The organism is Variovorax sp. GW823-FHT04F07, from assembly GCF_058795995.1.
On the sequence record NZ_JBXAIG010000002.1, the window covers coordinates 211,790 to 224,788 of the forward strand.

Genomic DNA, 12,999 nt, shown 5'->3' on the forward strand with positions numbered 1-12,999 from the left:
GTGTGCTCCCGACCTGGGATGTTCACACGCCGTTCGCGTCGAGGCGAGCCCCGGCGCAAAGACCCGGATCGCGGCGTGCGTTATGCAGCCTCTTGCGTTTCCACCTCGGCGTCCGATGTGCCGCCGTGGACCTTGAAGAACTGCGCCCCTTCGACCTTCTGCCCGATGGCCTGCTCATACGCCGCGCGCACGTCGTCGGGCTGCCCGGCCTGCCCGAAGAAGTCCTTCAGGTACGGCCCCAGCAGCGGATGCGCCGCCAGCTCCTCGCGCGGCAGGCCGTGCAGCATCTCGTCGCGGCAGGCCGAGGGCAGGTACACGTCGCGGTTCCTTTCGGGGTCGCGGATCAGGCCCTTGGGCTCGTGCGACGGGTCGGACTGCATCGACTCGAGTTCTTCGAAAAAGCGCCGGCGCATCATCACGATGCCCTTGTCACTCTGGCCCAGCTTCTCGCGCGTGCGGTCGGTGACGGTGCCCTGCCCGACCCAGACCACGAAGTCCTGGTTGGCGACGTGGCTGGTGATCCAGCGGCCCGTGGCCGGGTCCTTGATGGGGCCGTACCACGAGGGAATGCGTTCCTGCACATAGGGCTCCTGCTCGGTCGGCACGCGGCTGAGCACCCACAGCACGCTCAGCGTGTGGTGGTCGTCGATGGGCACGCGCCATTCGAAGTGGTGGCCCAGGAAGAAGCCGTTGGGCCACAGCGTGACGCGGCCGGTGGTCCACATGACGTTGTCTTCGCGCTCGCCGCCGCGCAGGCGCTTGTAGACGAAGCCGTGCTCGAACTCCTCGAAGGCGAGCTTGAGGTGCGTGGGCACGTAGGGGCCTTCGTCGCCCTGCAGGCGCGTGGTCCAGTTGTTGTGCGTCCACTCGAAATGCACGGGGTCGATGGAGTTCTCCTGGCACTGGAACCAGTTGCAGGGAATCTCGGCGAACACGGCCTGCGCGAAACCGTTCCTGCAGTTGAAGAGTTCCCAGTCGGGCAGCAGCGGCGCGGGCTGCGGGCCCATGTAGGCCCACAGCAGGCCGGCCTTTTCCTGCACGGGGTAGGCCTTGATCTTCGTGTTCCTGCGCATGCGCGCGTCGGGGTCCAGCGTTTCTTCAAAAGGCTGGTGGATGCACTGGCCGCTGGTGTCGTACTGCCAGCCGTGGTAGCTGCAGCGCAGGCCGCACTTCTCGACGTAGCCGTACGACATGTCGGCATTGCGGTGCGGGCAGCGGCGGTCGACGAGGCCGTAGTTGCCGCTCAGGTCCTTGTAGAGCACCAAGTCTTCACCGAGGATGCGCAGCGGCTTCACGGCCTTGTCGTCGAACTCGCTGGCACCGGCGATCGGGTGCCAGTAGCGGCGCAGGTAATCGCCCATGGGCTTGCCCGGACCGACTTCGGTCAGCAGGCGGTTCTTTTCTTCGCTCAACATGCATCGTCTCCTTGTCTGCAGGTGTGTGTCGTCAGTCAGCGCGGATGCCGAACTCGCGCACCAGCTTGCCGAAGCGCTGGTCGTCGTCGGCGATCTGGCGGGCCAGCACGGCCGGCTCGCCGCCCACGGGCTCGATGCCGAGCGCGGCCATGCGGGCCTGCACGTCGGGCATCTTCAAAATTTCGTTGACGTGGCGGTTGAGCGTCTGCACGACCTCGGCCGGCAGAGCCTTCGGGCCGAGCAGGCCCATCCAGGCGCTCACGTCCATGTCGCGGTAGCCCAGTTCCAGGAAGGTGGGCACGCTGGGCATGAGCTTCGTGCGCTGGCGCTCGGCCACGGCCAGCGGCACCAGCTTGCCGGCGGCGATGTGGGCCGCCACCGCGCCGGGCGTGATCCAGCCCACGCTCACGTGGCCGCCCAGCGTGTCGTTGACCACCGGTGCCACGCCGCGGTACGGCGCGTGTGCAATGGCCACGCCGGCGTCCTTGTTGAAGAGCTCGCCCGCGATGTGCATCGGCGAGCCCGCGCCCGGCGTGCCGTAGGTGAAGGCCTTGCCGGCCTTGGCGCCGGCCACCAGCTGCGCCACGGTCTTGATGCCGCTCGTGGGCGCGGTGACCATCAGCACCGGGATGTTGCCGGTCTTGACGATGGGGGTGAAGTCTTTCACCACATCGTGCGCCACGCCGGGGCCGGCCTTGAGCACGTGCTGCGCGATGGGGAAGGTGCTGGGCGTGAAGAGCAGCGTGTAGCCGTCGGCCGGCGCCTTCGCGACCCAGGCGTTGCCGATCATGCCGCTCGCGCCGGGGCGGTTGTCGACCAGCACCGGCTGGCCCAGGCGCTGCGCGAGCTTCTCGGCGTAGGTGCGCGCGATGGCGTCGGTGTCGCCGCCGGCCGGGTAGGCGACGACGAGGGTGATCGGCTTCGCGGGCCACGATTGCGCCAGCGCCGCTGTCGCGGCGCACAGCAAAAGAATGGCTCCTGCAGCGGCACGGACCATGTTTCGTTGGTGGAACATCTTGCGTTTTCCTTCTCGGTGGGACGACGTGGGGGTGTCGTCGAACTGTAGGAATGGCGCCGCGCGGCCAGAAGATATAGTTTCACTGAGTGAACCTTTTTTCTTCGGAGGCGACATGTCGGACACCCGCGGCGCGCACAGCGTGAAGTCGATCGACGCCCTGCGCCGTGGGCTCGACGTGATGCTGGCCATCCAGCGCTCGTCGGCCGTCACGCTGCAGGAGCTGCACCGGCAGACCGGCCTGTCGAAGGCCACGCTGCTGCGCATCCTGAAGACGCTGCAGCAGGCCGGATGGGTGGAGCGCAACGAGCTGGAGAAGCGCTACGTGCCCACCTCGGCCACTGGCCAATCGGGCGCTGCGGCCGCGTGGCGCACGCGGCTCACGGCGCTGGCCGCATCGCCGCGCGCCACGCTGCAGCGGTTGGTGCCGTGGCCGATCGACCTGGGCGTGCGCGACGGCACGGCGATGCTGATCCTCGACACCGACCGGCCGCGCAACGGCCTCGCGGTGAACTACCGCGCGCTGGGCTTTCGTCCGCCGATGCTGCTGTCGTCGCTCGGGCGTTGCTACCTCGCGTTCTGCCCCGAGGGTGAGCGGCGAGAAATCGTTGCCGCACTGGCGCGTTCACCCAACGACTTCGACCGCGGCGCGCGGCGCCCCGACAGCATCCGCCGCATGGTGGCGCACGCACGCGACCAGGGCTACGCGGCGCGCGACCCCACATCCACCAGCCTCGACTCTCCCGACCGCTTCGGCGCGGTGTCGGTGCCGGTGCGGCTGGGCGAGCAGGTGGTGGGTTGCCTCAGCTGCGCGTGGCTGCCGGCGGTGAAGAGCGAGCGCGAGATCGTGTCGGCGCACCTGGGCGACCTGCAGCAGGCCGCGCAGAGCATCGAGCGCCGGCTGCGGCAGGACGGCCTCGGCCTGCCGCCCGCGAGCGCGTGAAGCAGCAGCGTCAGAACTCCGCGTCGAGCTCGTCGATCTCGTCGGGCTCCTGTAGCGCGGCCGCCACCCATTCCTTCATGGCGGGCAGCTCCATCACGCGCTTGCAGTACGCGGCGCACACGCTGTCGAGCGCCACGTCGTAGCTCAGGAAGCGCGTGACCACGGGCGCATACATCGCGTCGGCCATGCCGGGCTGCTTGCCGAAGAGGAACGGCCCGCCGTAGGCCTTGAGGCACTCGCGCCAGATGGTGACGATGCGGTCGATGTCGCCCTGCGCGCGCGACCACACCTTGAAGTTCTTGAAGCGGGCCTTGATGTTCATCGGCAGCGCGCCGCGCATCGAGGCAAAGCCCGAGTGCATCTCGCCGCAGATGGCGCGGCAGTGCGCACGCGCCGCGGCGTCGGCGGGCAGCAGGCCGGCCTTGGGCTTGATCTCGTTCAGGTACTCGCCGATGGCCAGCGTGTCCCACACCTTGATGCCGCCATGCTGCAGCGAAGGCACCAGCATCGACGACGACAGCAGCAGCATCTCGGCCTTCATGGCCGGGTCGTCGGGCGGAATGACCTTCTCGCTGAAGTCCAGCCCCGCGAGCCTGCACATCAGCCAGCCGCGCAGCGCCCAGGCGCCGTAGTTCTTGCTGCTGATCGTGAGAACGGGTTTGGCCATCGCGACACTCCTTGGACGATGCGTGCTGTGTGCAAGCGCCGTGCCACGAGCTACCGTGCTTGCTGGCCCGCAACTTGCCTGCAGCCCCTGCATGCTGTACCGCGCTTACCAGAACCAGGCCGACCTGCTCTCGCCATGGCGGCTCACCGCGCAGTACCTGGGCCGCGCCCTCTGGCAGGACGGCACCGAGCGCACCGCGCTGCGGCGCATGGCCGCACGCTGCGAGGTCTTCTCGCGCATGCGGCTCACCCACACGCGGCCGGCCTACGGCATCGACAGCGTGGTGGTGGACGGCACCGACGTGCCCGTGCACGAAGAGGTCGCGCTGGTCTCGCCTTTCGGGACGCTGTTGCACTTTCGCAAGGCACACACCGAAGCGGTGCACCCGCGCGTGCTGTTGGTCGCACCACTGTCGGGCCATTTCGCCACGCTGCTGCGCGAAACCGTGCGCACCCTGCTGCGCGACCACGACGTGTACCTGACCGACTGGCACAACGCGCGCGACGTGCCGCTGTGGCAGGGCCGCTTCGGGCTGGACGACTACACGCTGCAGCTGATGCGCTTCGTCGAGGCCGTGGGCCCGGGCACGCACATGGTCGCCGTGTGCCAGCCCTGCGTGGCCGCGCTGGCCGCGACCGCGCTCATGGCGGAAGACGACCACCCGGCCACGCCGCGCAGCCTCACGCTGATGGCGGGGCCGGTCGATTGCCGCATCAACCCGACCGCGGTGAACAAGCTCGCGACCGACCGGCCCATCGACTGGTTCCGCCGCAACCTCATCAGCCATGTGCCGTGGCCGCATGCGGGCGCGATGCGGCGCGTGTACCCCGGCTTCCTGCAGCTCACTGCCTTCATGAGCATGAACCCCGAGCGCCACAAGAAGCAGTTCGAGGACATGGAGCGCCTGCTGGTCGAAGGCGAGCTCGACAAGGCCCGCACCATCGCCGAGTTCTACGACGAGTACCTGGCGGTGAACGACCTGCCGGCCGAGTTCTACCTGGAGACCGTCGAGCGCGTGTTCCAGACCTACGACCTGCCGCGCGGCGTACTCACCGTGGCCGGGCGCACGGTGAACCCCGCGGCGATCCGGCGCACTGCGTTGCTCACGGTGGAAGGCGAGCGCGACGACATCTGCGCGGTCGGCCAGACCGTGGCCGCGCAAGACCTGTGCAGCAGCATCCGCCCTTACCTCAAGACGCACCACCTGCAGGCCGGCGTGGGGCACTACGGCGTGTTCAGCGGCAGCAAATGGAACACGCAGATCTACCCGCGCGTGCGCGAGACGATCCACGCGGCCGACGAACTGCACTGAGCGCAACCCGCGTTCAATCTGGCAGAGACCGCGGGGGCTTTGGTTGCCCGAACACCCCCGGCTTCCTACAATCGACCCTATGAACGTCATGGTTTTCATCCCCGGTTTCGATCGCGCGGCGGCCTCTGCGGCCCCGGGCGACGCGCGCGTGCGCGCACCCGCGGCGATGACGGCGAGGTCGCAGCAGACCCTCGCACATCCCTGAGCCCGGCGGTCAGCCTCCTTTTTTCTTCAGCGCACATCGACCGTCGGGCACCCGCCCCGCGCGGTCGCGCGTCCTGGCTTTGATCCGCCCGGGCGACGCACCACTTCCCCCAGCGTCCGACCTTCTTCCCGCCTCCGGCCCCGTGCCGCGCGGAAGAACCTCGCCCGCTTCGCCGTCGTGTTTCGTCGTGAGGATTTCCCCGTGGTGGCTCTTGCCTGCTCCCCTTCCGTCTCTTTTTCGCCTTCGCCTGCCCTGCCGCCCTGGCCCGCCTGGCTGTCGTTCGACGCGCTGCGCCGCCGCTGGCTGCGGCCGGCCGAGCTGCGCATCGACGTCGATCCGAAGAAGGGCCGCCCGAGCGAGCCGCTGACGCCGGTGTACGAGCGCATGCGCGCCATGGGCGAGCGCGTGCAGGACCTGCCCGCGCTGCGCCTGGACGACCCCGACCTGCGCGCGCGCTTTCGCGAGGCCGACGGCGAGATCTACGTGTACATCGAGGACGTGCGCCACCAACGGCTGGTCGGCTACACGGTGTTCAACCGCCTGATCGAACTCGACCGCCGCGCCGACCGCCACATCCGCGCGCCGCATTCGCAGTACGACCCCGCCTACCAGCGGCGCGGGCTGGCCACGGCCGTGTACCGCTGGGCACTGGGCAGCGGCATGTGCCTGATGAGCGGCGCGCGCCAGTCGCCGGGCGCGCATGCGCTGTGGCTGCGCCTGGGGCGCGACTACACGACGGGCTTCGTCGACCTGCGCGAGAAGCGCTTGAGTTATCTCGGCGACGAAGTGGACGGCGACACGCTGTCGCAGCTGCACACGCGCATGTTCATGCTCGGCGAAGGCTGGACGCTGGAGCGTTTCAGCAGCGAAACGCGCATGGCGATGCTGGAGACTGCCTAGGCCTGCGGCAACCGCTCGCGCAGGAACCCGATGAGCTCCTGCGCCGCCACGTTGCGCATCGGCCCCGGCAGGTAGGCCAGCACCACGCGCCGCTCGATGCGCGGCGCCGACAGCGGCACCACGGCCAGCTCGGGGTCGCGCAGCGACGAGGTGTACAGCCGCGGCATCAGCCCCAGCGCCTGCCCGCTGCGCACCAGCGCGTAGAGCGTTTCGGAATAGCTCACGCGGTACGGCTGCGCGCCCTGCGCGAACTGCGCGCGCGCCGGATCGCCCAGCGCCGGCATGCTGCCGCTTTCGAACAGCACGAGGCGCTCGCTGCCAATGGCCTCCCAGCGCGCCTCGCCGGCCGCCGCCAGCGCATGGTCGCTGCGCACCACGAGCACCAGCGGGTCGCGGAACAGGTCGATGCATTCCAGGCCACCCGGCGGCTCGGTGATCGCGGCCACGGCCATGTCGAGCTGGCCGCTGCGCAGCTCGGCCAGCAGCACCGTGGAGGGTGCATCGCGCCAGGCCAGTTCCACCTCGCCGCGCTGCTGCAGGAAGCCGGCCGCCGCCGCCGCGACGCGCGCGCTGGCCGAGGGGATCACGCCCACGCGCACGTAGGCCCGGCCGCGCTGCACCGTGCTCTCGATGTCGCGCAGCGCCACCTCGAAGGTGTGGACCAGGAAATCGGTGCGCGCCAGCACCTCGGCGCCGACGGGCGTGAGTTCGAGCCGGTGGGTGGAGCGGGTCAGCAGCTCGGCGCCGAGCAGCTTTTCCATCTGCTTGATCGCGTTGCTCAGCGCGGGCTGCGTGATGGCGAGACGTCGCGCCGCGCGGCCGAAGTGCCCTTCCTCGACCAGCACCGAGAAACACTGCAGCTGGCGCAGCGTGAGCGCACGCAGGGGCAAAGCGGCCATGGGCGTCCTGGTTATCGATTCAATGAATCAAATTATAGAAATTCGAAATTTTCCTTATGAGCACGCACTGCCTAGACTGCGCCGCATGACCCTTGCCGCGCCTGCGCCCGCCGCCGCTCCTTTCACGCTCGAAGCGATGCTGCGCGCCATTCCCAAGGTGGAACTGCACTGCCACCTCTTCGGCACCGTGCGCCACGACACCTTCCGCCAGCTCAACCAGCGCGCCGGCGCGCCGCTGGCCGAGGCGGAAATCGACGGCTTCTACACGCGCGGCGAAAAGCCCGTGGGCGTGCTGCGTGTGCTGCGCGCGCTCGACGCCCAGCTGGTGCGCAGCGCCGACGACCTGTACCAGCTCACCCTCGAATACCTGCAGGACGCGGCCTCGCACCAGGTGCGCTACGCCGAGTTCTTCTGGAACCCGACCGGCACGGTGCACGGCTCGGGCATTGCCTACCCGCTGGCGCAGGGCGCCATCGTCCGCGCGATCCACGATGCGCAGCAGGCGTTCGGCATCACCGGCCGGCTCATTGCCGCCATCGACCGCGAGGCCAGCGCCGAGGCTGCGGTGGAGATGGTCGAGTGGGTCCAGGCCCACCGCTGCGACGAGGTGATCGGCATCGGCATCGACTACCGCGAGAACGACCGCCCGCCCGAGCTCTTCGCCCGCGCGTACGCCGATGCGAAGAAGGCCGGCCTGAAGACCACCGCGCACGCCGGCGAGTTCGGCATGCCCTGGACCAACGTGCGCACTGCGGTCGAGTTGCTGCAGGTCGACCGCATCGACCACGGCTACACGGTGGTCGACCAGCCCGACTTCGCGCGCCAGTGCGCCGAGCGCGGCGTGATCTTCACCGTGGTGCCGACCAACTCCTACTACCTGCGCACGCTGCCGCCCGAGCGCTGGGCGCTGGACCACCCGATCCGCCGCATGCCCGGCCTGGGCCTGCGCATCCACCCGAACACCGACGATCCGACGCTGCACCAGGTCACGCCCACGGGCGCCTGGCTGATGATGGTGCGCGACTTCGGCTTCGGCCTGGACGACCTGCGCGGCTTCATGCACAACGGCCTGGACGGCGCCTGGATCGACGACACGCAGCGCCGCCAGTGGCGCGCCGAATGGAGCGCCGCCTTCGACGCGCTGCGCGCCCGCCTCGCCTCTGAACCCACGCCTTCCGCCACACCCTTCCCCGGATGAACCCCGCCATGACCACGAACCGCCGCCTGATCCTCGCTGCCGCCGCCCTCTGTGCCGCCCTGCCCACGGGCGCCCTCGCCCAGCCCGCCTGGCCCGCCGCCAAGCCCCTCACGCTGATCGTGCCCTTCACGGCCGGCGGCAGCGTGGACGTCAACGCCCGCCTCGTGGCGCAGCGCCTGGGCGAGCGGCTCAAGCAGTCGGTCGTGATCGAGAACGTGAGCGGCGCGGGCGGCGCCATCGGCGTGGCCAAGGCCGTGAGCGCCGCACCCGACGGCTACACGCTGGTGGTCGGCCCCGACAGCGCCATCGCCATCGGCCGGCTGGTCAACCCCTCGGCCTTCCGCTTCGATCCGCTCAAGGACCTTGCGCCCGTCGGCCTGCTCAACACCGCGCCGATGGTGCTGGTGGCGCGCCCCGGCCTGGACGTGCACAGCTACGCCGACTTCGTGAAGCTCGCCAAGGCCAAGCCGGGCCACTACAACTACGCCACCTCGGGCGTGGGCACCGTGCTGCAGCTGGCGATGGAACTGCTCAAGGAACGCAGCGGCATCTTCGTGACCCACGTGCCCTACCGCGGCGGTGCGCAGATCGCCACCGACGTGATCGGCGACCAGGTCGACCTCGCGATGCTGGTGAGCACCAGCGCCATCCCGCACGTGAACGGCAAGCGCCTGAAGGCCCTGGGCATCACCGGCAGCCAGCGCCTGCCGGCGCTCGCGCAGGTGCCCACCTTCAACGAGATGCCCGGCCTCAAGGGCTACGACATGGTGAGCTGGACCGGCATCTTCGCGCCCGCGAAGACGCCGCCGGCCGTGGTGGCGCGGCTCAACCAGGAACTGAATGCGGTGCTGCAGGAGGAAGGCGTGCGCGCCAAGCTGGCGGAGCAAGGCGCATTGCCGGGCAGCGGAACGCCGGAGGCGTTCGGGAAATTCGTGCAGGCCGAGTACGCACGCAACAAGAAGATCGTCGAAACCGCCAACATCAAAGAGTAGGCGGTCCGTCCATCGGCCGGCCGGGCTCAGCCGGCCTTTTCGTTGCTCTCGTCTTCCGGCCAGTCGCGGATGTACGCCTTGAGCATCTTGTTCTCGAAGTTCTGCGCGTCGACCACGGCCTTGGCCACGTCGTAGAAGCTGATCACGCCCATGAGCATGCGCTTGTCCATCACGGGCATGTAGCGCGCGTGGCGCTCCAGCATGATGCGGCGGATTTCGTCGAGGTCGGTTTCGAGCGTGCAGGTGACGGGCGCGTCGTCCATGGCCTTGCGCACCAGCGTGGTCCCGACCTGGCCGCCGTTGTTGACGACCGCCACGATCACTTCACGGAAGGTGAGCATGCCGACCAGGTCGCCGTGCTCCATGACCACCAGCGAACCGATGTCCTTGTCCGCCATGGTCTTGGCGGCTTCCGCCAGCGGGTCGTCCGGCGTGGTGGTGAAGAGCGTGTTGCCCTTGACGCGAAGAATGTCGCTGACTTTCATGGTGGTGCTCCTCTCGGGGATTCGTCGTTCTCGGCGTCGTGCCGATTTGAATATAGCCCACAATCGACGCCGACCCGAACGCCCCTGTCGCCTGTGCAAGCATTGCCGGCGTCACGGGGCATTGCGAAGAGACAACAGAAAGGCCTTCATGCCCGGTTATTCCGACCCCGGTTTCGACACCCTCGCGCTGCACGCCGGCGCCGCCCCCGACCCCACCACCGGCGCGCGGGCCGTTCCCATCCACCTGACGACCTCCTTCGTCTTCGAATCCAGCGACCACGCAGCCGCGCTGTTCAACCTGGAACGCGCCGGCCACGTCTACTCGCGCATCAGCAACCCGACCAACGCGGTGCTGGAGCAACGCGTGTCGGCGCTCGAAGGCGGCATCGGCGCCATCGCCACGGCCAGCGGCCAGGCGGCGCTGCACCTGTCGGTCGCCACGCTGATGGGCGCGGGCTCGCACATCGTGGCCAGCACGGCGCTGTACGGCGGCTCGCAGAACCTGCTGCACTACACGATGCGCCGCTTCGGCATCGAGACCACCTTCGTGAAGCCCGGTGACCTCGATGGCTGGCGCGCCGCGGTGCGCCCCGAAACCAAGCTCTTCTTCGGCGAAACGGTGGGCAACCCGGGCCTCGATGTGCTCGACATTCCCGCCGTGAGCGATATCGCCCACGAAGCCGGCGTGCCGCTGCTGGTCGACTCCACGCTCACCTCGCCCTACCTCATCAAGCCCTTCGACTGGGGCGCCGACCTGGTCTACCACTCGGCCACCAAGTTCCTGTCGGGCCACGGCACCGTCATTGGCGGCGTGGTGGTCGACGGCGGCAGCTTCGACTGGGAGAAGTCGGGCAAGTTCGCCGAGCTCACGCAGGCCTACGACGGCTTCCACAACATGGTGTTCAGCGAGGAAAGCACCGTGGGCGCCTTCCTGCTGCGCGCGCGCCGCGAAGGCCTGCGCGACTTCGGCGCCTCGATGAGCCCGCACACGGCGTGGCTGATCCTGCAGGGCATCGAGACGCTGCCGCTGCGCATGGAGCGCCACATCGACAACACGCAGAAGGTGGTCGAGTTCCTGGCCAGCCATCCGTTCGTGTCGCGCGTGGGACATCCGCTGATCGAGTCGCACCCGAGCCATGCGCTCGCGCAGAAGCTGCTGCGCCACGGCGCGCGCGGTGCCGGCGCGGTGTTCAGTTTCGACATCAAGGGCAGCCGCGCGCAGGGCAAAGCCTTCATCGAGGCGCTCAAGCTGTTCAGCCACCTGGCCAACGTGGGCGACTGCCGCAGCCTGGTGATCCACCCGGCCAGCACCACGCACTTCCGCATGACCGACGAGGCGCTGGCGGGTGCGGGCATTTCGCAGGGCACCATTCGCCTGTCGATCGGCCTCGAGGACCCGGCCGACCTGATCGACGACCTCAAGCGCGCGCTGAAGGCCGCGGAAAAGGCGGGTGCCTGAGATGAACTACACCGTCAACGGCCACGACACCTACTGCTACACCGCCGGCAAGCCCTTCGATGCGGCCAAGCCCACGGTGGTGTTCATCCACGGCGTGCTCAACGACCACAGCGTGTGGATCTTGCAAAGCCGCTGGTTCGCCAACCACGGCTGGAACGTGCTGGCGGTCGACCTGCCGGGCCACTGCAAGAGCGCCGGCGCGCCACCGGCCAGCGTGGAAGAGGCGGCGCAGTTCGTCATCGCGCTGCTCGATGCGGCGGGCGTGCAGAAGGCCGCGCTGGTCGGCCACAGCTTCGGCTCGCTGATCGCGCTCGAAACCGCGGCACGTGCCCCGGAGCGCATCACGCAGCTCGCGATGGTCGGCACGGCCTACCCGATGGTGGTGTCGCCCGCGCTGCTCGAAAGCTCGGTGAGCGATCCGCAGCGCGCCATCGCGATGGTCAACACCTTCTCGCACTCGCTGCTGGCGCCGCCGCCTTCGTCGCTCGGCCCGGGCACCTGGCTGTACGGCAGCTCGCGCGCGCTGATGCGCCGCGTGCTCGCGAGCAACCGCGAGGCCAACGTGTTCCACATCGGCTTCAAGGCCTGCAACGACTACGCCAACGGCGAGGCGGCGATGGAGAAGGTGCAGTGCCCCGTGCTGTTCCTCCTGGGCGACGCCGACCAGATGACGCCGCCGCGCGCCACCAAGGCGCTGGTGAGCAAGGCACGCAATGCCAAGGTGGTGACGGTGCATGCCGGCCACGCGCTGATGAGCGAGGCGCCGGACGAGGTGCTGTTCGCGCTGCGCGACTTCGTCGCGGGCTGAAAACTGCGAAGAACGCGGGGCGGCTCAGCTGCCCAGCGCGTTGATGTCCGCCGGATCGAGCAGCACCTTGCGTGCACCCCGGCGCGCCACCGCGAGCATCGCGCGGCCCACCTTCTCGGTGGTGGTCACGCGGTCGGGCCACCAGCGGTGGGCCAGCCCGAGCACGGGCTTGAGCACCACGATCGCGGCGTCGTACAGCGGCGTCTTCGAGCGCACGCCGTGCAGCGGCTGGATCATGCCGGGCCGGAACATGTAGGACGCGCGAAACGGCAGACGCATCAGCGCGTTCTCGGTCGCGCCCTTCACACGCGCCCACATGCGTTCGCCGCGCTCGCTGCTGTCGGTGCCCGCGCCCGTCACGTAGGTGAAGGTCATGCCCGGGTTGAGCCGCGCCAGCACGGTGGCGGCTGCGATCGTCAGGTCGTAGGTGATGCGCTTGTACTCGGGCTCCTTCATGCCGACCGACGACACGCCCAGGCAGAAGAAGCAGGCATCGAAGCCCGTCAGCTGCGACTCGATGGCGCGGTAGTCGTACATGTCTTTGTGCACCAGGTCCTGCAGCTTGGGATGCTGCTGCCCGGTGGCGCTGCGTCCCACGGCGACCACGCGTTCCACGTCGGGCGCCAACAGGCACTCGCGCAGCACGCCCTGCCCCACCATGCCGGTGGCGCCAAAGATCAGGATGTTCATGGGAAGGAAGC

Annotated in this window: 13 protein-coding genes; 7 read left to right on the forward strand and 6 right to left on the reverse strand. The window is 69.0% G+C overall.

Annotated features, from left to right (window positions below; all coding sequences use genetic code 11):
* Positions 1–80 precede the first annotated feature (80 nt).
* Together AC1RAA_RS10045 and AC1RAA_RS10050 are read right to left on the reverse strand one after the other, a co-directional pair.
* Complete coding sequence (locus tag AC1RAA_RS10045) at positions 81–1,415, reverse strand: Rieske 2Fe-2S domain-containing protein (RefSeq protein ID WP_492729717.1); 1,335 nt, start codon at positions 1,413–1,415, stop codon at positions 81–83.
* 31 nt (positions 1,416–1,446) lie between these two features.
* Entirely contained in the window at positions 1,447–2,430 is a 984-nt protein-coding gene (locus tag AC1RAA_RS10050) for a tripartite tricarboxylate transporter substrate binding protein (RefSeq protein WP_492729715.1), read from the reverse strand.
* Between the two features lie 115 nt (positions 2,431–2,545).
* Here AC1RAA_RS10050 and AC1RAA_RS10055 point away from each other — a divergent pair, with 115 nt between their 5' ends.
* On the forward strand, positions 2,546–3,373 hold the full coding sequence (locus tag AC1RAA_RS10055; protein WP_492729713.1) for a helix-turn-helix domain-containing protein: 828 nt from the start codon (positions 2,546–2,548) through the stop codon (positions 3,371–3,373).
* Positions 3,374–3,383: 10 nt separating this feature from the next.
* On the opposite strand, the gene AC1RAA_RS10060 is transcribed toward AC1RAA_RS10055, so the two are convergent.
* A complete protein-coding gene (locus AC1RAA_RS10060) occupies positions 3,384–4,040 on the reverse strand; it encodes a glutathione S-transferase (RefSeq protein WP_492729711.1) in 657 nt (218 codons plus the stop codon).
* Between the two features lie 91 nt (positions 4,041–4,131).
* Between AC1RAA_RS10060 and AC1RAA_RS10065 the strand changes: the two genes are divergently transcribed.
* On the forward strand, positions 4,132–5,352 hold the full coding sequence (locus AC1RAA_RS10065) for a polyhydroxyalkanoate depolymerase (protein ID WP_492729709.1): 1,221 nt from the start codon (positions 4,132–4,134) through the stop codon (positions 5,350–5,352).
* A gap of 406 nt (positions 5,353–5,758) precedes the next feature.
* Positions 5,759–6,457 (forward strand): N-acetyltransferase, encoded by a 699-nt coding sequence (locus AC1RAA_RS10070; protein ID WP_492729707.1) that lies wholly within the window; start codon positions 5,759–5,761, stop codon positions 6,455–6,457.
* Here the strand turns inward: AC1RAA_RS10070 and AC1RAA_RS10075 are convergent.
* A complete protein-coding gene (locus tag AC1RAA_RS10075; RefSeq protein WP_492729705.1) occupies positions 6,454–7,356 on the reverse strand; it encodes a LysR family transcriptional regulator in 903 nt (300 codons plus the stop codon). The genes AC1RAA_RS10070 and AC1RAA_RS10075 overlap by 4 nt on opposite strands.
* An 85-nt stretch (positions 7,357–7,441) precedes the next feature.
* Between AC1RAA_RS10075 and AC1RAA_RS10080 the strand changes: the two genes are divergently transcribed.
* Both AC1RAA_RS10080 and AC1RAA_RS10085 read left to right on the forward strand, forming a co-directional pair.
* Positions 7,442–8,554 (forward strand): adenosine deaminase family protein, encoded by a 1,113-nt coding sequence (locus tag AC1RAA_RS10080; protein ID WP_492729703.1) that lies wholly within the window; start codon positions 7,442–7,444, stop codon positions 8,552–8,554.
* Between the two features lie 8 nt (positions 8,555–8,562).
* Positions 8,563–9,546, forward strand: coding sequence for a Bug family tripartite tricarboxylate transporter substrate binding protein (locus tag AC1RAA_RS10085; RefSeq protein ID WP_492729701.1), 984 nt, complete (start codon positions 8,563–8,565; stop codon positions 9,544–9,546).
* A gap of 26 nt (positions 9,547–9,572) precedes the next feature.
* On the opposite strand, the gene AC1RAA_RS10090 is transcribed toward AC1RAA_RS10085, so the two are convergent.
* On the reverse strand, positions 9,573–10,031 hold the full coding sequence (locus tag AC1RAA_RS10090) for a CBS domain-containing protein (protein ID WP_062476634.1): 459 nt from the start codon (positions 10,029–10,031) through the stop codon (positions 9,573–9,575).
* 148 nt (positions 10,032–10,179) lie between these two features.
* Here AC1RAA_RS10090 and AC1RAA_RS10095 point away from each other — a divergent pair, with 148 nt between their 5' ends.
* Together AC1RAA_RS10095 and AC1RAA_RS10100 are read left to right on the forward strand one after the other, a co-directional pair.
* A complete protein-coding gene (locus AC1RAA_RS10095; RefSeq protein WP_369644093.1) occupies positions 10,180–11,490 on the forward strand; it encodes an O-acetylhomoserine aminocarboxypropyltransferase in 1,311 nt (436 codons plus the stop codon).
* Between the two features lies 1 nt (position 11,491).
* Positions 11,492–12,298 carry an alpha/beta fold hydrolase gene (locus AC1RAA_RS10100; protein WP_492729699.1) on the forward strand — a complete coding sequence of 269 codons (807 nt, stop codon included), beginning with the start codon at positions 11,492–11,494 and terminating at the stop codon, positions 12,296–12,298.
* Between the two features lie 24 nt (positions 12,299–12,322).
* On the opposite strand, the gene AC1RAA_RS10105 is transcribed toward AC1RAA_RS10100, so the two are convergent.
* Positions 12,323–12,988 carry an NAD-dependent epimerase/dehydratase family protein gene (locus AC1RAA_RS10105; RefSeq protein ID WP_062476626.1) on the reverse strand — a complete coding sequence of 222 codons (666 nt, stop codon included), beginning with the start codon at positions 12,986–12,988 and terminating at the stop codon, positions 12,323–12,325.
* Between the last annotated feature and the right edge of the window lie 11 nt (positions 12,989–12,999).